The organism is Pseudomonas sp. St386 (assembly GCF_018325865.1).
GTDB classification, from domain to species: Bacteria; Pseudomonadota; Gammaproteobacteria; order Pseudomonadales; family Pseudomonadaceae; genus Aquipseudomonas; species Aquipseudomonas brassicacearum.
The window spans coordinates 3,984,463-4,006,733 of sequence record NZ_AP021900.1; the positions used below are offsets into that span (position 1 = coordinate 3,984,463).

Sequence of the window (22,271 nt, forward strand, 5' to 3'; positions counted from 1 at the left end):
CCAACCTCACTGCAAGCTCGGTCTCTTACAAACTCAACCGCCCCCGCTCCTCCTCAGTCAGCCGCTGACGGCTCTGTTCATCCAAAGGCCCTGCGCCCAGGACCTGCACCGGGCTGGCCGGGTCGTAGGCCCGAGGCGCTTCGCGGCTGGCGCCGTCGCGGGACGGGGCCAGTTGCTCGGAGCCAAAGCTCACCACCTGCACGGTAAACACCGACGCCTGGTTCTGCCGCGCCGCGTTCTGTTGCTGACGCGCCACGTCTTCAGCGGCCTGCGTAGCCGAAGACGCCGCCGAACTGGCCGAGGTAATGGCCCCGGTGTTCACCGAGGCCGCCAGCGGCACGCCGGTGGATTTGCCCTGGGTCTGGATGTTGGCTGCGTTCACCACGGTCAACGCCGCGATGTTGACGTTGCCCGACACCCGGATCCCCGCCTCGCCCGCATCGATGGTGCCCAACGGCGCGATCAGGTCGATATCCCCCGGCGCCACTTCGGCAATCGGGTTGAGGGTGGCAATACCGGCACCGGTACTCGGCACCGACGGCGACAGCGTCACGTTGCCCCAGGTGTCGTACAAGCGCTTGGGCGGCGTGTACACCACGGTGGTCTTCGAACCACGACCGGCGTTGATGTCGCCCTGGGCCGACCAGCCGAGGATCGAGCCGCCGAAGGTGGTCATGATCCGGCTCTGGCCCAGCAGGATGCTGTTCTGCGCATACAACTGGATATCGCCCTCGCCCTGGGTGATCACCCCGGCGGTGGACGGCGGCGCATTGCCCTCGATGCCGAATGTTTGCCCGCCGCCCGGGGTGAGCATTTGGATACTGCCGCCGAAATCGGTGTGCACACCCGCCCCGCCGAACATCGTGATGTCACCCTTGTAGGTGATCGCGTTGCCCGCCACATCCTTGCTTGGGAACAACAAGTCGATAGCCTCCCGCCCGCGCAGGTAGCTGCCCTGGCGCACGCCGCCGGCTTCGTTGTACTCCCGACCACCGGCCTTGAGCTCGGCAAAGTACACGTCGCGGGCAAACACCCGCTGCTGCTCCGCCGGCAGTGCCGCGAAGAAGTTGCGGGCCTGCTCGGTGTCGCCGCTGAAGCCGAAGCGTTTCTCCAGCCAATCCACCAGTTCCGCCTCGTAGGTCTTGGCGACCTTGCCGTCCTGGTTCGCCAGGGGCACACCGGCCAAAGCCTGGTTGGCCGGGTCCAGGTAGGCCTTGACGAAGCGCTCGTAATCCGCGCCATTGAGGCCCGCGCCGGCTTGCAGCACCAGGCTCGCCCCAGGACGCGAATCCCCTGGCACCACCGCGCCGATACTGGTGATGCTGACCTTGTCGTCCATCAGGATATTGCGCCCGGCGGTGATTTCAAGCAGGCCGGGGCCGGCGACGTTGAAGGTGCTGTAAAGGATGTCGCGCCCGGCTGACACGATGGAGATGTCGGTGGGGTTGTTGTGGATGAAGAGGTTGCCGGTGCTGGTGTAATTACCCACGTCGGAGTTCTCATTCAGAGACCCGCCCAGCGGTATGCCGCTGCTGACAATGTCTCGCCCAGCCATCATCCGTACAGGTCCGGCGCCTTCGTAGGCGATTCGCCCCGGCCATCTGCCCGTGGAGACTGATGTCATCGACCGTCCAGTGGCGACTGCCAGCAAGTCACCTTCAAGCGCATAGAAGCGAGCAGGATCGACATTGAGGGCCCATTCGCTGGAAGCGCTGCTGGTGTCGAAGGCAAACAGAGGCAATATGTTCGCATCAGGACGTGCGAAATTGCCGTCGGCTGAAAGGTTGCTGGCCTTTATGATGAAACCATCCATGCCGACAAAGGCTGGCCGAAACGGTGTCGCCAGGGCTGCGGACGCTGCACCGGAACGACTGACCGACATGTCGCCGCCGTAGATGGAGCCGCCGGCCATGAATTGCAGCTCACTATTGATGCCGGGAGCTAGCAAAAGGGCCGGACGATTGTTGCCGTTATAACCTGTTCCATCCCATATCGAGGACTGGCCGTAGTAAAGACTGCCACTGGCTGCCACAGCTCTCAAAATCGATGGGTAGAGCAATGCCAGATCCGTTGGCGTAGCGCCAGTCACGGGCGTCAGGTTGCCTCCCGACGACCATAAATCAATCGCCGTATTGGCAGTCCACAATGTAAACCAGCTCTCGCCCGATCCATTGGTCACACCGTTTTTGAAGGGCGACACGCTCATCATCGGCGCCCGACCCGGGTCCGCAACGTCCGTCACCACCAGATCGCCTGAGGTGACCAGGTCGAACGTGGCATCACCCGGCATCAGGGTCAACCCGCCTGTTGGCTGACTGCGCGTGGCTCTAAAGGAATCGTACGCACGCGTTTCTCCGGAAGACTGTGCCGAAGCAACGTTGCCATACCGTAGGTCGATCCGACCGATGGAGCCGCTGTCGATCTGTGCATGACCGCGCAGGTTGATGACCGCACCGTTGAGGTGCCCGCCGGAGAACACGCTATTGGGATTCAAGGCGCCGCCTACACGCAGCTTGAGGTCACCACCGCCGGTCAATTGCAGACTCCCATCGGCACCTACGCGCCCGGTGCTGCCCACAGCCAGCACTAGCCCTTGGCTGCGGCTGTTGCTGATCGGCACAAGACGACTCCCTGCCATTTGATCGAGCACCCCCGCATCGCCGGCGACCTGAACATTCAAGTTACCGCCGCCCAGAGTACCGAACCCCGTAAACCCGACCATCAAATCAGCCTTGCCGTCCTTCGCAGCGGTGTAACTGCCAAAATTGATCCACCAAGCAGGGGGTTGGAACTGCGAGCCGGTAGCGATCGAACCGCTGCCCTGGCGCCACAGCCAATTGCCGACGTTCACCGTATCGTAACCAACGTCTCCCCCATTGGGCCGCCCTAAATTCGTACTCGAGACATCCAGGCTATTACCGGTCAGATTGCCGCCAACTTTCAGAGTCAGGTTGCCGCCAAAGTCAGGGTACCAGGCGCGGTAAAGACTATTCGTACCGCCATCCACGAACTGTTCGTTTTCACCCAGTGCATCATTGAGTACCTTGCCCCCCGCCCCACGCGCCTTGGGTTGGTTGTACGGGTCTTTGGCGTAAGTTTGGCTAGCTGAACTGCCAGCGGTGTAGACGCCATACAGCGAGTCCATTTTCAGATCGCCTGCAGACAGCAGCTCAAGGTCTGCCGCTGCGGTGCGGATCACACTCCAACGTTGGCTGCCTGCCTTGTATTCCGTTTGCCCAACAGCTTTGCAAAACGACGGGGTGTCGTCACACATCCCAGGATAGGCAAGGTTTTCGAAATCAATCGGTTGACCCACGAGGTCTGGAAGCCCATAGTTTTCCGCCCCTTCCTCCGTCCAGACAAAGCCGCTACTGGCTTTGCAAAACGACGGGGTATCCTCACACATCCCTGGATAGGCAACGTTCTCAAAATCAATGAATTTGCCTGCCAGACTCGGATCTCCGAAGTTTTCCGCCCCTTCATCAGTCCACACCAACCCCCCAGCCCCAGCCTTACCAAACATTCCGTAGTGACTGTCAGCCAAATGCAGATCACCACCCGCCAGCACCGGCCGCACGACCCGACTGTCCGCCGCCTGCGTATCGGCACCGGCCACCAGTCGCAATGACCAGGACTGCGATCCCTCGGCCAGCATCGGCGCGATGGCCCAGTTGCTCCCCGCCACTTCCGGACGCAACTGCACCGACTCGACACCGGTCGGCAACTTGATGTCGGTACCTGAAGGAATTTTCGAACCCACACTCAGTGCCAGGGCGCTGCTGAGACGCAGCACATTGGTCAAGCTGTTACTCGCGCCTTCAATGTCTGGCAACGCAACGCCTTTGGGCCAGATCAGGTTGCCTATCGTTGTGCTGCTGCCCAGCAGGCTACCCGCCCCCAGCACCGTGCCCGCCTCCAGGGTTTTGGTCGAAGCCAACAACGTGCCGGCCGCGAACAACAGATTGCCCTGTGCGTCATGCACCGCCGCGGCCAGCACCGTGCCGGCCGGCAGCACCATTGGCTGTTTCAGCGTGGCGGCGACCGGCAACCGCGTTCCCGCAGCCAGGGTCGCGCCCTTGAGCGGCACGTCGAAGTTGAGCACCGAGCCGGCCGGGAACGCCGTGTCCACCTCCAGGGTCACGCCAGTGCCGGGCACGACAATATCGCCCGCCGCAAAATCAATGCCTGGCAACAGCACCCAGCCCTTGTCATCGTTGCTGGCGGGCGGCTGGGCAAAACCGTCGGTGATGCTGCCGTAGATGTTCAGGTCACCGCCAGCGCGCAGCGTCAGGCTGGCGGATTCGCCGGAGCCGTAGACGTTTTCATCCAGGACGTTATGCGGATTGAGGCTCGCATAGCGATAGCGCGACAGGTCCAGATCCCCCTGGACCACCAGATCGCCATCGGCCGTCGCACTCACCACCTCCACACCGGGGCGCAGATGGAACACGTCGCGATAACGGCTGTTGTTCAGCCCGGCGAGTTTGCGCTGCAACAGATCGTTGTTGGCGTGGGCGTTGGTGATAAAGGCGGTGTTGTCTGGATCCACCACATCCTTCAGCCATGTCTGATTGATGACCTGATAAGGCTTGCCGCTGGCCGCCGGCACGTTAACCAGCGGCGCGTCGCTGTATTGCCATGTGGCAACCACCGCAATCGAGCGGGCGCCGAGTACATCCACGGGACCACTGGCATCGATCGCCACATCGCCCCCCGACACGCCACCCAGTCGTGGCGCGCTGAGTTGCAACGTCCCGCGAGGCCGACCGTCGCTCATGCCGGACGCACTGCCCAGCGCGACCTCGGTACCGTGGCGCAAATCGATACGCGCGCCGTTGCCCAGGGTCAGGAGCCCTTCCCTGGCGGTCAAGTCAATGATGGCGCGGTTCGGCGAGTCGATGATCTTGCCGTAGCTGTCCACCCGCAGGCGCCGACCATGGGCGTCAAGCACGGCACCGCTGCCCAGGGTCAGGCCATTTTTTGCAGCCAGGTAAATGCTGCCAACCCGCTCGCTGCTGGCGTCCACCGTGCCGTTGACCAGCAGGCTGCCGTTGTCCAGGGACACGTCAATGGACGAGGCCTTGAGTTCATTGCCGATCACCAAGTGGCCCTGCTTGAGCTGGAAGCTGCGGGAGCCGAATACTTGGCCGTCGTTCAAGCGTTGGTTCAACGCGGCGAACTGCTCGCTGAGACTGCCATTGCCACCCAGGCGCTGGGCCTGGATCTCCACGCCCCGGCCAGGTACGGCATGAGCGTGCCACCGGCATCGTATTCACCGCTGCTGCTGGCGAGGATTCGTCCTTGCAGGTCGACAACCCCGGCCGTACTGCCCAAGGCCACGGCGCTGAGCCGCCCGGCCTGGTTGTGGCGCGCCGAAAGATCAATGCTGGAGCCAGCCGCCTGGCGGATGTTGCCGTTTTGGCTTTTCAGGATGACTTCACCACCGGCGCTGTAGCGGGTGACGTCGTTGAAAGTCACCGTGCGGCCTGCCACATCGATCAGCGACCCGTCGGCCAGGCTCAGCTCATCCGTCGCGCTAAGGGTCAGTTTGCCGCTGGGCAACACCACCGCGCTGGCCAGGTTGAGGCTCGCGCCCTTGAGGGACAATTCGCCGCCAAGCCCCGAAACGGTGCCCGGCTTGGCGGTTGTGCCTGCCACGTTGAGTGCGCCGCCTGCGGTGATGCGGTTGATCGAACCGGCTTCACCGGTGAGCAACGGAGTGAGAATGTTCAGGTTGCCACCGCTGTAGGCGTAGCCCGTTTTAGCGTCATAGGCGCCCTGGCTCTGATACACCGCCAGGCTGCCCTTGTGATTGGCGGTCACGCGTTCGCTGGCGCTGAGATTGACGTTGGCGAAGCCCAGCGCCAGTCGGTCCAGGGTGGTGATCGAGCTCGGTTGGGCGAACTCGCCATAGCCGAACTCGATACGCTGGGCCTGGATGTCCAGGCGACCGGCGCCTGTGCCGGCCCCACCGGCAATCACCGAACCCGGCGCACCGACTGCGCCGTTCCAGATCAGGTTGCTGGTGCGCAGGGTCGCCACATCACTGGCGGTGCCGGAGCCATAGATGCCCGGGGTACTGAGCATCAGGTTGTTCAGGCGCGACTTGCCTGTGGCTGAGTCATAGGTGTCGAGGCTGACGGTGCCATAGAAGTTCAGCGCCTGGCTGGCTGACAGTTCGAGGGTTTCCAGGGCCGGGGCACCGTATTCGGTGTCTCCGCGCAGCAGGCGATCGAGCACGGTCTGGCTCAGGGTGAGGCCGGCCGGCAAGACCTGCCGCGTCGCCGCGTCGCCCAATGCCTGAGTGGTGCCGACGTTGATGTTGCTAAGGGCCAGGGTCAGGTGCCGGGTGCCGTAGCGAACCTGGTCGTTCAGCTCCAGGCTGCTGCCGGAGGCGGCAACGATGCTGCCTTCGGAATGGATCCGGGTCACGCCGCTGCAAGGTGTCAGGCTGCATCCGCCAATGTTGACCGTGCCTGTGGTGCCTGATACTGGGGCCAGGATATTGAGCAAGCCATTGGAGGCAGCAAGCGAGCTGTAGTTCTGGTTCCTCACATTGAAGTTATAGATAAAACCATCGCGCGCGTCGTAAGCGGCCTTGCCCCGCCCGATGGTATTGATGGCGGCGCCCTGTTCCACCAGCAACTCGCCACCATCGGCCAGGAGGAATACCTCAGGCGCCGACAGCGTCGCACCTTCACGCAGCGCAACACTGCGCGACACCCGTTGCGGCGTGATGTAATTACCACCTTGGCCATAAAGCACCGAAAACTGGCCGCCGATCACTTGGCGTGAAGCATTCAACGCGTTCAGGCTTTCAGCATTGAGCGTCATACCCTCGAAGCCGGTCGTAACCCCGCGTCCTTCGGCGACCACCTCCAGGGCTGTGCCATTGCTGGCAACCACTGCGACGGTGCCACCGAACCCTCCGGTCTGGGGCGCGAACTTGCCGATGCCCTTGAAGGAAAAGGCTTGGTCTCCAGCGCCCTCTGCCAGATTCAACTTCAACGTCTTGGCATCGACTGGCAGGAGGGCCCTGGGAACACCCAAGCGCGCGGCGTCGGCCACGGCGAACTGGGCGTAGCTGGTTTCGTTATATTGCGAGTAGCGACGCAGCACGTCGCCCGACGTCAGGATGAGTTGGCTGGACATGCTGTTGCGCTGCCCGGTATTGGCCACCGACAGCACGCCGGCGGTGGTCCAGGAACCGTTGCGCATCTGTTGCGCGCTTGAAGTGGAGCCTTGCCCCGCCAAACCGTTGACCTCGACCCGGAACGCCCCCGGCAGCAAGGCATAGGTGGACGGCATCAGGGTGTAGGTGCCGGCCGCCAGCCCGGGCACACCGGCACCGATGGTGATTTGCTGCCCTACCCTCGGATCCACCGCACCGCCTTCGGCAGCGACCGGCGCATACTGGCTCTGGTTGCCCGGCACGATGGCGTAGACCGGATTGCTGGACAGTCCCGGCAAGGTGAAACCGCCATTGGCGCCGATTTGCACCAGCGGGTTGAAACGCGCATCGGTGGAACCGCCTCGGCCAGAGATAAAACCGGCGCCAAGCAGTTCACCGCCACCCGAGAGATCGAGCACCGAGCCTTCCTGGGCCGCCACTGACTTGCCGCCGAGAATCACGCCGATATTCAGGTCACCATACTCGGAGAGCACCGCGCCTTGCCCTAGCAACACGACCTTCTTGCCAGCGTACGTATAATTTTGACCATCGATGGTGCCGCCATACGGCAGGACCAGGCCCAGGCCACTGACCGAAGTCAGGCTGCCCGGTAACAGCTCCACTCGATCAGTGGTACCTAAGCCATCGTTTATGCCGACTTCAATCAACCCCAACGGTGCTCGTACCACCCCGCCCTGCTCAATCTTCGCACTACCCAGTTGCAAGCGGCCAAATGCCGAATAAGGCACTGCAGGTGTGACCTGGGTAGTACGCTCAATGACCAGACTGCGCGCGGGATCGAAAACCGGGGCGCCGGGGCGCATATATCCCGCCAAAACCCGAGCCCCTACGCCGGTCGCCGGGTACAACTGCGCCGCTTGCAGGATCATGTCCGAGGGGGTCAGCAATTGGGTGGTAAAGCCCGTAGGCAATCCGTCACTGGATAACCCTGCCAGGAATCGCAAATCACCCCGGCTGCGTAGCTGAACCCGGTCGAAACCGGCGCGTTCCAGCGCGACGGCACCGCCGTCGGCCTGCCTCACCGTGCCTTTGCTACTGAACATCACGCTACCCTGAACATCCAGCAGGTCCGCATTGACGGAAAATACCGCCTTGTTCGTCAATAGCGACACCCCGCCGCCATCGACCACTGGCCGGGTATAGGGGTCAAAACTCGGTCGAGTGGTCGTCAGCCCCGTCGCTAGTGCCAGCAACACATGGGGGGCATTGAGCTCGACCCGGGTATTGGCTGGCGCGGTTGCGCTCAATCCAAAGCTGCGGGCGTACAGGTTCAGGCTTTGACCGAGGGACATCGACAGGTCGCCATCGACGCTCATCAGGCCGTTGCTTAACAGGGACAGGCTATCGAAACCACCGGCCTGGACCTGATCGACACCTAGCCGCCCGTGACCATAGACCAGCGAATCCGCCGAGGTTTCAGCCGTATCGCTCAGTGGGCTGGCCTGGGCAGCGCGCGCCAGCACCAGTTCACGCACCTTCAACACCCGATCATTGACCGCACTCTTGAAGTAATAGGGCGTTTCCAGCGCTACCGACAAACTACCCCCCGCGGCCCCTGCTCCACCCGAACGGGCGCTGAACGAACCGTCCAGGTACAGGCCATTGGCCGACGCCAGGGAAATGCTGCCGCCATTGCTCGCCACCGACGTACGCCCCTGGCCGGGGATATCCAGCACGGCCTGGCTGCCATCCGCTTGCAAACGCGCACCGTCGCGCACCACCACAAACAATTCGGACGCCGAAGTCGATCCTTTCGCGGCATCGATCTGGCCGCCGATGACAATCTGCCCGCCGTCGTGCACCAGGCCGTAGGCCTGACCGCGCATGTCCCGAGCTGTTATGGCCCGGCTCGATACATCGATCAGTGATTGTTCACCCAGCCATATGGAACGACCGTGGCCCTGGGCATTGACTTGATCGCGGACCGTATCGCCGACGCTCAACTCGGTGAGACTGACCCTACCGCCCCAGGCGTTGAGGGTGCCGTTGGCAGTCAACTGACCGATGCTGCGCACATCGATGCCCTGGCCCGGATCGACGCTGATCACGCTACCCTCGCCCAGGTTCAACACCGTGCTCGCCATGCCGGCGGCGCTGGAGTTCGCAGTACCGGCAGTGAGGCTCAGGCTCGCGCCGCGACGCTGGGTCAGGACGCCTTTGATCGCATCTTCCTGGTACAGCTGCGGCGTCCAGCGCTGCAACGCATCAGCCGCTTCTGCGCCGCTGCCGGTGCTCAACGCCTGCTCGCCAAAGCGGTACACCGGCATCGTCACCTCGACCCGGGTCCCATCGACCACGGTCAGACCTTCGTTACCGGTGATGTCATAGGCCGAGAAACCCTTGTCGAAGAAATCGCCACTCAGTTGCAAGGTGCCCGGTTCAAGCGGCGAGCCGCTGTCGCCGATCAGCACTTTATTGGCCGCCAGCTTCAAGGTCCCGCCACCGCTCACGCCGGTGCCGCGCAGTTCACCGTCCAGGTTCAAGTCGCCGCTGCTTGACGACGTATTGATAGCCGCCGTCAGGGTCAGGTCCCCGCCCTTAGCGCCGCGGGTCTTGCCATCGACCATGACCGCGGCGCCGGAGCTGACGTCGATCAGGCTGCCCTGGCGCACATCGATATTGTCGCTGCGCACGACCACGGCACCGCCGTTGATAAACGGCAGGTTCTGACGGTCGTTGCCGTCAAGCAACAGATTGCTCCAGCGGCCAGCGGTGTTCAACGTCACGCCCTCGCCCAACGTGACCACAGCACGCTGACCTGCGGCGGGCGAAAGCACGACATCGCCCATCTGGAAATTATCGGTTCTGACCTGTTTAAGCACGTTACCCAAGGCAATGCGACCACTGCGGGCCGTCAGGTCGGCGTTCACTTCGACCTGCGGTGCATAAAGCGTGATGTCGCCGCCATCGGCCACTTTTAGCGTGCCATCGACTTTGATGCCTTCTGCCGCCGCCACCTTGACCGCACCGAGCTGGAAGCCGTTGAGCAGATCGTTATCCAGAACCAGTTTGCCTTGCCGATCGGTGTCGACCACCGAGGTCAGGTCCAGCCCCGCAGCAATTTTCTCGGTCACCTTGCCGACGGTGACCTGATCAAGCGTGGGGTTCAAGGCGCTGTTGATCACACCGCTGGCCTTGTCATAGATCGGCGTGTAGCTACCCACCCACAATTGCGCCCGTCGGGCCACGGCGTTTTGCGATTGCTGGTAGCCATCGAGGTTGAGGTTCGGTGCCTGGGTCTGGCGTTCGCCCTGATAGACCTCACCAACGATCTGGCCTTCCAGCACCGCGTTGCGGGTCGACACCACCAGCTTGCCGGCATCACGACCGACGGTGTAGCCAGCTTCAAAGCGCTGTCGTGGGGCGATCAGCGGGTTGTAGTAGTAATCAGTCTGGCCCCAGCGCTGGCTGTGGTCTTCGTAGCCCTTGTAAATCCCGGTGTAGAGGATGTCCCCCGGCGCCTTGGACAAGTCATACAAACGCCCATTGGGGCCCTTGAGCCAGGACTGGCGTAAGTAGCCGCTCTGCACATCCAAAGTGCCGCCGGACAGGTTCAGTTGCGCTGCCTGTTGGGTCACCACGTCGTTGCCGGTGAACGTCAGGGTGCCACCTTGAGCAGCCCATTCACCGGCGCTGTGGCCTCGGGTCCCCAAATAACCGCCCACTTCCAACAGCCCGCCCGCCGTGTACCAACGGTCGGTGGCGTAGCCGTTGGTGCCCGCCGGCACGTAGATCAAGTCACGCACGTCCACCCACACATCATTGTTGGTCAGCTTGCCGCCCTCGCGGTTGACCGGTGCGTCGCGCTGTTCGTTGCCCTGGACGTTGACCTTGATGGAGTTGGATTCCATCGCCACCTTGACGCCGATGGCGCCGGACACATCGATCACCGCACCATCACGCACCAGGCTGCGCCCGGCAGCGCTGACCGCGACCTGGCCGCCGGTGGCCAGAGTGATGGAACCATTCTGGAAGTCGACGCTGCCGCCGCTGACAATCTCGACCCGGGACTGGTCGCTGCGGTCCACCACACTGCTGAGGTTGTTGAACTGGCCGGTGATCAGGTTGTTCGGCGTGCCATCCAAGCCGGCCGGTCCGGCATTGCGCTGGCTGTCCAGGGCACTGCCGCCGGCAGCATCGAGCAACACCGCCGTGGCGCTGCCCTGCCCCAGGATCACGCTGCCGCTGCTGTCGCTCGAGGCGTTGAGCAGGTGCACGGTGCCGCGGATGTCCACTGAACTGCTCGCCACCGCCACGCCGTTCTGCTGCACAGTGTGCCCGGTGAGGGTGACGTCGCCGGTGCTGGCCTGGATCAGGCCGCTGTTGATCACCGTGCCGGCGCCGCTGCCCGGTTTGAGGGAGGTCGCGACCTCGTTGCCACGGGTGGTGGAACGCAGGTTGCCGCTGGTGCCCTGGCCGCGCCGGATGTAGAAGCTGTCGCCTGCCGCCAGGGTGGTCTGGCCCTTGGCGGTGATGATGGAGCCAGCGTTCTCCACTTCGCTACCCAGCAGCAAGGCATAGCCGCCCCCGGCCGTGGAAGTGGCGGCACGGTGGGTTTGGATCAACGCGCCCTGCTGCACTTCGATCTTGCCCGCTGCGTCGGTGAAAGTCGGTTGGCTGCCGGTGGCATCGACATACAAGCCGCGCTTGCTGAATTGTTCATCGCTGATGTTGGCCGCCACCGCCGCCAGGTTACGCACGTTGACCTGGCTGCTGCCGCTGAAAATGATGCCGTTGCGGTTGACCAGCATCACCGTGCCGTTGCCCTTGATCTGGCCCTGGATCTGGCTCGGTCGCGCCTGGGGGTCGTTGACCCGGTTGAGCACAGCCCAGTCCGACTGCTGCTGGAAATCCACCGTGGTATTGCGCCCGACGTTGAAGGTTTCCCAGTTGAGAATCGCCTTGTCGGCGGTCTGCTCGATCTTCACCGTGGTCTTGCCACCGGTCTGGGTCTGCTGCGGTCCCTTGGCGTTGAGCCAGCCCTGGGTCAGGCTGTTATCGACCTTGAGCCCACCCTCGCCCAAGCCGTCGGGCACAACCTGTACCTGCCCGAGCGCGGCTTGCCGCCCCGCTGCCTGGGCCGCCTGCTGGGCGGCGATGGCGGCTACGGTGTTGTTGAGGTTGGTCAGCGAACGCTGCAACTGCGCATTGGCCCGTTGCTGCTGCGCCAGGGGCGGCGGCATGCCTGGTTGCGCGGTCGTAGGCCGCGCCGCGCCACCGGCCTGGGACGCGCCCTTGGCGGCAAACCAGGCCGAACTGAACGCCGTCGCTGCGTGGGCATTGCCGGCCACCATCAGCAGGGCAATGGCCTGGGCCAGCGGCTTGAGCCGCAACATCGACAACTCGCCATCGCGACGTGGAGCATTCAGGTTCGTCTGGGGTTTGCAGCGCAGCATCCTACTCATCCTTTCGGGTTCGCTCTAAGGGGCGCAACGCAGTGCTATCAAGCTGCCAGCGTTGGTTATAGGGGATAGGCGGTTACAGCCGCTCGGGACCGAACGGATGTCATGAAAATTTCATGTGGCTGTGTTGGTACGGCTGTGACGCAAAAAATCAGCAACGGCTTTCGCCGTTGCTGATCGGTGTTACGTGTCGCTTAGCGTGGTGTTACAGCGGACGACCGATGCCATTGCACACGTTGGTGTTGCCGATGCTTTGAGCGTTGGTAGCGGTCAGGAAGCTGCCACGGATGGCAGATTTCCAAGCGCCAGGCAGTGGAACGAAGCGGTTGGCAGTGATCGCCGCGTCGTTGCTGTTGGCAGCGGTGCCGTTGTAGTGACGGGTGAAGAAATCACGCACCTGAGTGGTTTGTGCAGCATTGGCGTAGCACTGGCTGAAGATCACGTTGGTGAAGCCCAGGATCGGATAACCGGTGGTTGGGTAGAGGCGCAAGCTAGGATCAGCCGGAATTGTTTCATCAATCACTTTTTGAGAAGTGAAAACAGGAACCCAGGCATTCGGGTTTGACCGGTCGGCAGCAGCCGGAACGGGAACGGCATTGATCGCTACCGACACGTTGGCCGGTGCTGGGGAAAGACCGCCAACACGAGCGACCTTGGTGGCGTCATCCAGACCGGCCAGGGTAGTAGCGGCATAGTCCGGGCTCATGTAGGTGATACGACCTTGGGCAGCGTTCAACGCTGTCATTACAGCCTGGCTGCCAGTAGCGGATACGGCGCTGGCTGGCAGACCACCACTGTAGCTGGAAGCGAAGTTGGTGGTGATGGCAAAGGTGCCGGTTTCAGCGCACTTGGCGTTCAGGAAGCGGGTGAACAGCTCGGAGGTGCCGCTGCTCTCGGCACGGTAAACCACGGTGATCGCGCCGGTACGGCCCGAACCAGTGATCTGGCTCCAGTCGGTCAGACGGCCGGAGAACACGCCGCACAGTTGGTTGACGCTCAGGTCGACGTTGGCAGTGCCGGTCTTGTTGAACGGAATGGCAACCGAAGTGGCGACCGAAGGCACCTGGATCAATGGACCCCAGGCGGCACCGTGGGCACTGACGTAGGTGCTCAGTTCAGTGGCGCTGAGCTTGGAGTCGCTACCAGCCCAGTGCACTTTCTTGCCGCTGGTGTCGCCAGGCACGAACTTGGTGTAGTCGTTGGTCAGGAAAGCCGACTTGCCAGCACCGCTGCCCACGCCGATGTAAGGGGCAAAACCGGCAGTCAGTACGCCGGAGGTCTGGTACAGCGGCTGAGGCAAGGTAGCACCACCGCCGTTGACATCAGCCATGGCGGCCTGAGCGGCGCAGAGGCCGGCGAGGGTCAGGGATACCGCGAGAACGTTGCGCTTAAACATGAAGAATCTCCTTTCATCGTGTTCGTACGTAGGTTGGGTGACGCGTGCTTGCCGTCATGGCGCTCGGTCCTGTGCCGATGGCGATGGGGTGAGGCCATGGGTTAGAAATTCGCAGTTTCCGGTGACAGATAAAGGAAAAAACCTCGGGAGCTGAGGGCTGTTTTTCGAGTTTTTTCCTCGGGTGTTCGAGGGCTCTGGGTTGGGGTTTCGAGCGGGTTTCACGGCCGTGCCATGTGGGGGCGCGGTGGAGAGGACGGCGGGTGGTTGCCGGGCGCGGAAAAATGACAGAACGAGGAACCCGAGCTTGGCGCGATCAAGGCTCGGGAGATGCTGCGGCACGGCAAAAATAACTGGCTGATCGCGGCAGTTGTGGCGAGGGGATTTATCCCCTCGCCACAAGATCAATGTTCGCCACGGGTTGCGTGTGCTTACTGAACCAACTGATTGATCTCGATAATCGGCAACAACACCGCCATGACGATCACCAGCACTACGCCGCCCATGACCACGATCATCAACGGCTCCAGCAGCGCAGTCATGCCCATCGCCCGGCGTTCGATGTCTCGGGACAGGGTTTGCGCGGCGCGTTCGAGCATCGGTGGCAGGCAGCCGGTTTTCTCGCCGCTGGCGATCAGGTGGATCAGCACCGGCGGGAAGACTTTTTCCACCCGCAGCGCCGCCGCCAGGTTGACCCCTTCGCGGACCTTGGCCGTGGCCTCGCTGACGCTCTGGCTCAGGCGGTCGTTGGACAAGGTTTGGCGCGCGGCCTCCAGCGCCCGCAGCAACGGCACCCCTGCTCCGCCGAGAATTGCCAGGGTGGAGGCAAACCGCGCGGTGTTGAGGCCCAGTACAAAGCGCCCGATCAGCGGCAGGCGCAACACCCGCGCGTGCCAGTTCAACCGCGCCGCCGGTTTGCGCAAGTACATGCGCCAACTCCAGAAGCCACCGGCCAGTACGCCAAAACACAACCAGCCCCAGGCACGAATGAAATCACTGGCGGTGAGCATCGCCACGGTCAGCGCGGGCAGGTCTTGCCGGGCCTGGGAGAACGCGCTGACCACCTGCGGCACGACATAGCTGAGCAGGAAAATCACGATGGCAACCGACACCAGCCCCACCACCCCGGGGTAGATGAACGCCGTGAGAATCTTGCCCCGCAGGTTGTTGCGCTCTTCGATGTAGTCCGCCAACCGCTCCATCACCTGGGCCAGGTCACCGGACTCTTCACCGGCGGCAATCAACGCCCGGTAGATTTCCGGAAAATCCCGTGGCCGCGCCGCCAGGGCTTCGGCCAGGCGCATGCCGCTGCGCACATCGGCGCGCACCGCGCTCAGGGTCTGGGCGATGTGCTTGCGCTCGGCCTGTTCCACCGTGGCGCTCAACGCCGCTTCCAACGGCAGGCTTGCGCCCAGCAGGCTCGCCAGTTGCCGGGTGGCCCAGGCCAGGTCGTTGTCCGAAAGCTTGGCGCTGAACAAGCCACCGCCGTTGGCTGGCGGCGTATTGCGCTCAACCTGCACCTGCAATGCCGTCAGCCCACGGCTGCGCAACAGGTTGAAAGCCGCCCCCTGGCTGTCGGCTTCCAAGTGTCCGGATTCGATCTTGCCCTGGGCGTCGGCGGCCTCGAAACGGTAGCGATTCATCAGGCGTCCCGTGTTACGCGCAGGATTTCTTCAGGGGCCGTGGTGCCACTGCGCACCCAGCGCTCGCCGTCCTCGCGCATGCTGAACATCCCCGCTCGGCGAGCGGCGGCGCGCAGTGCCTGCTCCCCTGCCCCCTGGTGGATCAGCGTGCGGATGTCATCGTCGATGCAGAATAATTCATGGATGCCGGTGCGGCCGCTGTAGCCGGTCTGGTTACAGCTCGGGCACCCCACCGGCCGCCAGGTGCCGGGCGTGGCCGGATCGGGCTGTTTGCACTGCGGGCACAACCTGCGCACCAGTCTCTGGGCAAGCACGCCGAGCATCGATGAGGCCAGCAGGAACGGCTCGACGCCCATGTCGATCAAGCGGTTGACGGCCGACACCGCATCATTGGTGTGCAGCGTCGCCAGCACCAGGTGCCCGGTGAGGGAGGCCTGCACGGCGATTTGCGCGGTCTCCAGGTCGCGGATTTCGCCGATCATGATGATGTCCGGGTCCTGGCGCAGGATCGCCCGCAGAGCCAGGGCGAAGGTCATGTCGATCTTGGCGTTGACCTGGATCTGGCTGATGCCCGGCAGGTCGTATTCCACCGGGTCTTCCACCGTGAGGATGTTGTGCACGCTGGCGTCCAGCCGAGCCAGGGCGGCGTAGAGGCTGGTGGTCTTGCCGCTGCCCGTGGGGCCGGTAACCAGGACGATGCCGTGGGGCTGGCGGATCAGGTGATCGAGCTTGCCCAGCACGTCCGTGTCCATCCCCAACGTTTCCAATTGCAGGCGTCCGGCCTGCTTGTCCAGCAACCGCATCACCACCCGTTCGCCGTGGCCGGTGGGCACCGTCGAGACGCGGATATCGATCGGTCGCCCGGCGACGCGCAGGGCGATGCGCCCGTCCTGGGGCAGGCGTTTTTCGGCGATGTCGAGCTGGGCCATGATCTTGATCCGCGACACCAGTGCGCCGTGCAGGGCCTTGCGCGGCGAAACCACATCGCGCAGGGTGCCGTCGACGCGGTAGCGCACCACCGAATGGCTCTCGTAGGGTTCGATGTGGATGTCGCTGGCCTCGTCCCGTGCGGCCTGGGTCAGCAAGGCGTTGATCATGCGGATCACCGGCGCGCCGTCCTGGGTGTCCAGCAGGTCAGTGATCTCGGGGATGTCCTGCATCAGCCGGTCGAGGTCGACTTCGTTTTCCGCCGCGCCCACCACCGCCGCGGCGCTGCCGGTGTCGGCATAGGCACTGTTGAGCAGCCCATCGAGCTCCTCGTCGCGCACCCGCTCCAACCGCACCTCACCAAATTGACGACGCACTTCACTGATGGACCAGCCCGGCGTGGACGGACACACCATCAGCACCGCACCTTCTTCGGACTGGCGCAACACCAGGCGCTGGGCCTTGGCCCAGGCGTATGGGAGGGTGTTCATGTTGCCCCCCAGGCCCAAGACACACACACGCCCCCTGTGGGAGCGAGCCTGCTCGCGATAGCGGTGTGTCAGCCTGCATGGCTATCGATCGGGGCGCCGTCATCGCGAGCAGGCTCGCTCCCACAGGGTTGGTGTTCATCAACGGGTGCCTCCTTCGACGGGCACCGCCTTGATCACCGCCCTGGGTGTGTGCAAGCTCACCGGCGCAGCCCCGGGGATGGCCCGGGCCGAGGCCGGCAGTTGCGGGGCTTGCATGTCCGGCAGTGCCCAGCTGCGTTCCGGTTGCAGCAGGCCCTGTGCGCGGCGCATGAAGTCGTAGCGGTTGAGGGTGATGCCGCGGCCCGCCGCCGTGTCGCGGATGATGTAGGGCCGCAGGAACACCATCAGGTTGGTCTTGGTGATCTGCCGCCGCTCGTTGCGAAACAGCGCGCCAATCCCCGGGATCGTCGACAACCACGGCACCGCGTCATTGCTCTGGCTGTAGCCATCCTGCAACAGCCCGCCAAGGACCATGATCTGTCCGTCGTCGAGCAGGATGCTGGTGTCGATGGCGCGCTTGTTGGTGACGATACCCGTGGTGCTCGAGGCGCGATTATCGACGCTGCTGACCTCCTGATAGATATCGAGCTTGACCGTCCCGCCTTCGGAAATCTGCGGCCGGACATTGAGCTTCAAACCCACCTCCTCGCGGGTCACGGTCTGGAACGGGTTGTTGCTGGTGCCGCCTCCGCCGGTGACGTAGCTACCGCTGACGAAGGGAATGGTCTGGCCGACAAAAATGCTTGCTGCTTCGTTGTCCAGGGTCAGCAGGTTCGGTGTCGACAACACATTGGTGCCACCCTTGCTCTTCAAGGCCCGGGCCAGGACCTTGAGGTCGAGAATCTTGCCGATACCGGGAATGTCCACCGTGCCGTTGACCACTCCCAGGTTCAGGCCCTGGGGCAGCACGTCGATGCTGGTCTTGCCATTGAGATTGAGCCCCGTGCCGCCGAGATTGACCCCGCCGATCACGCCGCTGCCACCGAGGTTGCCGGTCTGCCATTGCACGCCGAATTCGCTGGCATCGTCCTCGCCGACCTCGACGATCAGGCTCTCGATCACCACCTGGGCGCGACGCTGGTCCAGCAGGTCGATGACTTCCCGCAGGTTGCGGTACAGCGGGTCCGGCGCGGAGATCAGCAAGGTGTTGGTGGTGGCGTCGGCCTGGATGGTCACGCCGCCAGCGCTGAAGGCAGTGCCCTGTTCGTTTTTCGGCGAAGCGGAGGTCGTGCTGTTGCTGCCTTGGGCGTAGCCGTTGCCGCTGGTCGAAGCACTGCCGCCGGTGGTGCTGCTGGTGCCATCGCCACTGCTGCTCTGCCCGCTCTGGCCATTGGTGTTGCCGCCCATGCCGCTGAGCACCGAACGCGAGTTGTCGCTGCCCTCGCCTTCGCTTTCCCCGGTGAGCAATCCGCGCAGGGCCTGGGCCAGTTTGCCGGCCTGGGCATTGCGCAGGTACACCACGTGCAGGTTGCTCGGGTTGTTCTGGGCGTTGTCGAGTTTGTAGATCAGGTTGCGCGCCAGCTCCGTGCGTTCGGGGCTGCCGGCGCGGATGATGATGGAGTTGGAGCGCGGATCGCCAATCACATTGATCTTCTGGGTCTGGTCGCCGCCCTGGGTTTCCAGCAGGTCGGAGACCATTTGCGCGATGTCGACGGCGATGCCGTTGTGGACCGGCACCACGTCGGTGTCGATGGCGCTCGGGGTGTCGATGCCTTCAATGAGCTGCGCGACCCGCGACAGGTTCTCGGCGTAATCGGTGACGACAATGGTGTTGTTGCCCGGGTAGGCATTGATCGGGTTGTTCGGCGACACGATCGGGCGCAGCACCGGGATCAGGTTCACCGCGTTCTCATATTGCAGGCGAAAGGTGCGGGTCAGCATGCCGTTGCCGGCCGGTTTGTCGGCACTGTAGATCGGCCCACCCAGCAGCTTGGCATCGGCCTCCGGCACCACCTGGGCCACGCCGCCGACGTCTACCACGCTGAAGCCTTGCATGCGCAGCGCGGCCAGCAGCATGTCGTAGGCCTGGTGGGCCGGCACCTGGCCTTCGGACACCAGCGTCAGGTTGCCCTTGACGCGCGGGTCTACCAGGAACTGTTGGCCGGTGGAACGGGACAAGGCCCGCACTACCGCCTGGATATCGGCCTCGACGAAATTCAGCGTCACCGGTTGATCGCCCAAGGGTGTGCGCGCCGGCGCATTGCTACGCGGCTCACGGGCACGGGCGGTAAGGTCGACCTGGTGCCGCACCGCGGGCTTATGTTCACGCAGGTCCTGGGCCCGCTGGCGATCGAGTAATGCATCGCCACTGCGCTGGGTACTCCCCAATGGAATACCCAACTCGCTGTCCACCAGCAACGGTGGCTGCGACGCGGGTGGCGTGCTGTTGCACGCACTCAACGCGAGCAACAACAGCGGTGCAGCCTTGCGCCAATGACGTGGGTATCTGGCCCCTTTCATGAAGCTTCCTTAGCGCCTTGCGCCTGATCCATGCGAACGGTTCCGGACAGTGTGCCGGCGGTGTTGTCGGTGTCGTTGTCGTGGTTGTCGGGATTGGCAAGGGCGGTGCGCTGCAAACGGGCCTCGATCACTTCCAGGGAGAATTGCCGTGGGTTGCCCAATAGCCAGCTGATCACCGCCTCTGCCGGAGCCTGGTCGAACGTGAGCTGCCAGGCGTTGGGGCGCTCGGCGTCGGGCGCTCGCAGTTGGTAGTGCTCGCTCAAGCCGCTGGCGTCCAGGCTCTGGCGCAAGGCCGCTTCAAGAGGCTGGTCGGGCGCAAGCCCTGCGACGTCACGCAACAGCACTTCGAGGGCTTCGGTCTGTGAACGCAGCTTCGGGGTTTCGGCTTGCCAGTAGGCGATGGTCTTGAGCGGTGGCTGGATCAGTGCGAGCCAGACCAGGCAGCCGCCCAACACCAGCGCAGCCAGGGCCACGGCGGCTTGCTCGCGCACTGCCAGCCCCTGCCAGAACGTGCGCAAACGCGTGCGACAGGCTTGCCAGCGCCCCCACGCCAGGGCCAGGGATTGCTTATTCATCTTCGGCGTCCGGAGTTTCGTCGGAGCTGCCCTGGCCGGCCGGAGCCACACGCAGGGTCCAACCCTGATCGATGGCAGCGACGTCAATGCCGGCCTGGGCCAGGAGAATTTTCCAATCCTCTTCGGCAGTGGTTTTCTGCGCCTCGGCCACGACATTCAGGCGCAACTCACCGTTCTCGAATACCAGCGCCTGGACATTGCCGCTCATGAACGGCATGGCGCTGCCCGCCTGTTGCACCAGGCTGGCAAAGCGTTGGGCCGGGTCGGTCGCTGCACCGTTCTGGCGCGCCGCGATTTGCTGGCGCGCCTGTTGCAGCGGGTTGAGAATCACCGGCAACTCGGGAAACGCCTGCTTCACCCGCTGGCTCATCTGCGCCTTGAGCCGTTGGCCCTGGGCCGCTTCGCGGGCGGCGTAGAGGTTCAACCCAATCACCCATACTGCCAGCGCTGTCGCGCAGATCGCCGCCGCCCGGCCCCAACCGCCGCGCTCGGCCGCGTTGCGTGCAAGGCCGGCATGCAGTCCCCAACCTGGCGCAGCACCCATCCAGCGTTGGGTTTCGGCCAAGGTGCTGATCGAAGATTGCGGCGGCGCCTCGCCGACCCAGTGCAACCCAGGCCCCGTTTCCAGCAGCCATTCGTCCAGCGCCTCCTCCTGCAACGGTTGCACCACGGCGTGCTGCAGGTCATGGCGCACCAGCAGGTGGCCGTCCTCGATACAGGCCACCGGCCCCGACAGCACCGGCAAGGCGTAGGCCGCCGGATAGAGGCCACGCAGCTTCATGCCAGCCTGGTGCACAAGCCGGCCCAGCGTGGCGAGGGATTCACGGTCCAGCCAGGCGATCTGCACCTGCCCGTCGACGCCGCGCGGACTGTGGGCCACCTGCATGTGTTCGCTGGCACCGAGCATCAGGGCCTGGGCCGCGCACGTCACCGCGGCGGTGATCTTGGCCGCTGGCAACGACGGTAACTCCAGGCGAGTCAACAGGCTGTCGCGGGGATGAAGGAAGCACTCCACAGAAATAGTCTTACCGCCTTGGCCCAACGCACGGAGGCTGCTGCGGCCCTGCTCACGAACCTGGCCCTGGCGATCCAGCCAGGCAAATGCCACCTCACTGTCGAGATCCAGGCTGCCCAGCGGCGCCAGGGCGATGCGCAAGCGCGTCATACGCCCACCCTTGACCAGATCACCTGGGGCAAGCGGTCCTCGGTGCGTTGCAGCAACGCCTCCAGTTCGACCCGCCGCTGTCCGCTGCGTGCCTGGCCTCGCAGGAGAAACCAGTCGCTGGTGATGCCAACCTTGACGCTGGCGGTGTCCAGCTCCGGCATGCGCAGGCGATTGACGAAATCCCCACGATTGATAAACCAGTGGCCACCGTCGCGTTCCCTGACCAGTGCCTCGGCCCGTTGCAGCGACAGCCCCGGCACGTAGGCGGCCAGCACCGGGGCACTGGCAGTGTTGCCATTGAGCCAGGTGTTGGTCGGCAGGATCGTCACGTAAGGCGCCAGTGTTTCCAGTAACCGCGCATTGACGCCCTTGACGCTGCGCAAGTCTTGCAAGGTGCGCAGCATCGGGCGCGTCGGTGCCTGCGGCGTGTTGTCGGCCTGTGGCGAGGTCTCGCGGCCGCTGTTGAAGGTATTGGCCTTTGGCGCCTGGTCCACCCGCTGCGGATTCAACAGGCGCGGATAGGCCTCGACCACCCTTTCGACAATGCGCGTGCTGACCGCTTGTGCCACGCCCAACTGCTGGCACAGGCGTTCGAAGGCGCGCACTTGTTCTTCGTCCACACGCTCATTGGCGACGAGGTTGCGCAGGTTGAACTTGCCTTGCTCATCTTCCAGCTGGCCTTCGAACGGCGTGTCGATCTGGCCCGAACCCGGCATCACGATGGGTTTGGCCCAGGGTTGGCCAAAGCGCGTCAGCGGATCGCGCTGGCGGGCGTCCCAGAGCAACTGGCGACTCAGTTGCAGGCCACCCTGCAACCGCGCCGTGCCCTGGACGCGCAACTGCTCGGCCTCCAGGCTGCGGGTGAACAGGGTCTGGCGGGTCAGCATGCCGCCGGCGATGACCGCCACCACGGCAGCGATCAGCAAGGCACTGATGACCGCCATGCCGCGCTGCTTCGCCGCGAGGGGCGAATCCGTCTGCATC

At 63.8% G+C, this 22,271-nt stretch carries 7 protein-coding genes and 1 pseudogene; all 8 read right to left on the reverse strand.

The features are described 5' to 3' along the window. Positions 1–25: 25 nt before the first annotated feature. The 8 genes and pseudogenes from KI235_RS17465 to gspK all read right to left on the reverse strand — a co-directional run bounded on the left by KI235_RS17465 (position 26) and on the right by gspK (position 22,270). Positions 26–12,588, reverse strand: a pseudogene (locus KI235_RS17465) (filamentous hemagglutinin family protein). Between the two features lie 211 nt (positions 12,589–12,799). Next, on the reverse strand, positions 12,800–13,990 hold the full coding sequence (locus KI235_RS17470; protein ID WP_003202602.1) for a substrate-binding domain-containing protein: 1,191 nt from the start codon (positions 13,988–13,990) through the stop codon (positions 12,800–12,802). Positions 13,991–14,418: 428 nt separating this feature from the next. Continuing rightward, positions 14,419–15,630, reverse strand: coding sequence for a type II secretion system inner membrane protein GspF (gspF, locus tag KI235_RS17475; protein ID WP_003202603.1), 1,212 nt, complete (start codon positions 15,628–15,630; stop codon positions 14,419–14,421). Beyond that, positions 15,630–17,048 (reverse strand): type II secretion system ATPase GspE, encoded by a 1,419-nt coding sequence (gspE, locus tag KI235_RS17480; protein WP_003202605.1) that lies wholly within the window; start codon positions 17,046–17,048, stop codon positions 15,630–15,632. Before gspE ends, gspF begins: the two co-directional genes overlap by 1 nt. Before the next feature lie 138 nt (positions 17,049–17,186). Continuing rightward, positions 17,187–19,547 carry a type II secretion system secretin GspD gene (gspD, locus tag KI235_RS17485; RefSeq protein WP_212795192.1) on the reverse strand — a complete coding sequence of 787 codons (2,361 nt, stop codon included), beginning with the start codon at positions 19,545–19,547 and terminating at the stop codon, positions 17,187–17,189. After that, positions 19,544–20,122 carry a type II secretion system protein GspM gene (gene gspM / locus KI235_RS17490; RefSeq protein ID WP_003202609.1) on the reverse strand — a complete coding sequence of 193 codons (579 nt, stop codon included), beginning with the start codon at positions 20,120–20,122 and terminating at the stop codon, positions 19,544–19,546. The genes gspD and gspM overlap by 4 nt, the downstream gene beginning before the upstream one ends. Continuing rightward, entirely contained in the window at positions 20,115–21,287 is a 1,173-nt protein-coding gene (gene gspL, locus KI235_RS17495; RefSeq protein ID WP_003202611.1) for a type II secretion system protein GspL, read from the reverse strand. The genes gspM and gspL overlap by 8 nt, the downstream gene beginning before the upstream one ends. Further along, the gene (gene gspK, locus KI235_RS17500) at positions 21,284–22,270 is read right to left on the reverse strand and encodes a type II secretion system minor pseudopilin GspK (protein WP_028236933.1); all 987 of its coding nucleotides are present in this window, start codon (positions 22,268–22,270) and stop codon (positions 21,284–21,286) included. Before gspK ends, gspL begins: the two co-directional genes overlap by 4 nt. Position 22,271 lies beyond the last annotated feature (1 nt).

Coding starts and splice junctions, on each gene's coding strand:
- KI235_RS17470 (WP_003202602.1), bottom strand. CDS start 13,990: ATGTTTAAGCGCAACGTTCTCGCGGTATCCCTGACCCTCGCCGGCCTC.
- gspF (WP_003202603.1), bottom strand. CDS start 15,630: ATGAATCGCTACCGTTTCGAGGCCGCCGACGCCCAGGGCAAGATCGAA.
- gspE (WP_003202605.1), bottom strand. CDS start 17,048: ATGAACACCCTCCCATACGCCTGGGCCAAGGCCCAGCGCCTGGTGTTG.
- gspD (WP_212795192.1), bottom strand. CDS start 19,547: ATGAAAGGGGCCAGATACCCACGTCATTGGCGCAAGGCTGCACCGCTG.
- gspM (WP_003202609.1), bottom strand. CDS start 20,122: ATGAATAAGCAATCCCTGGCCCTGGCGTGGGGGCGCTGGCAAGCCTGT.
- gspL (WP_003202611.1), bottom strand. CDS start 21,287: ATGACGCGCTTGCGCATCGCCCTGGCGCCGCTGGGCAGCCTGGATCTC.
- gspK (WP_028236933.1), bottom strand. CDS start 22,270: ATGCAGACGGATTCGCCCCTCGCGGCGAAGCAGCGCGGCATGGCGGTC.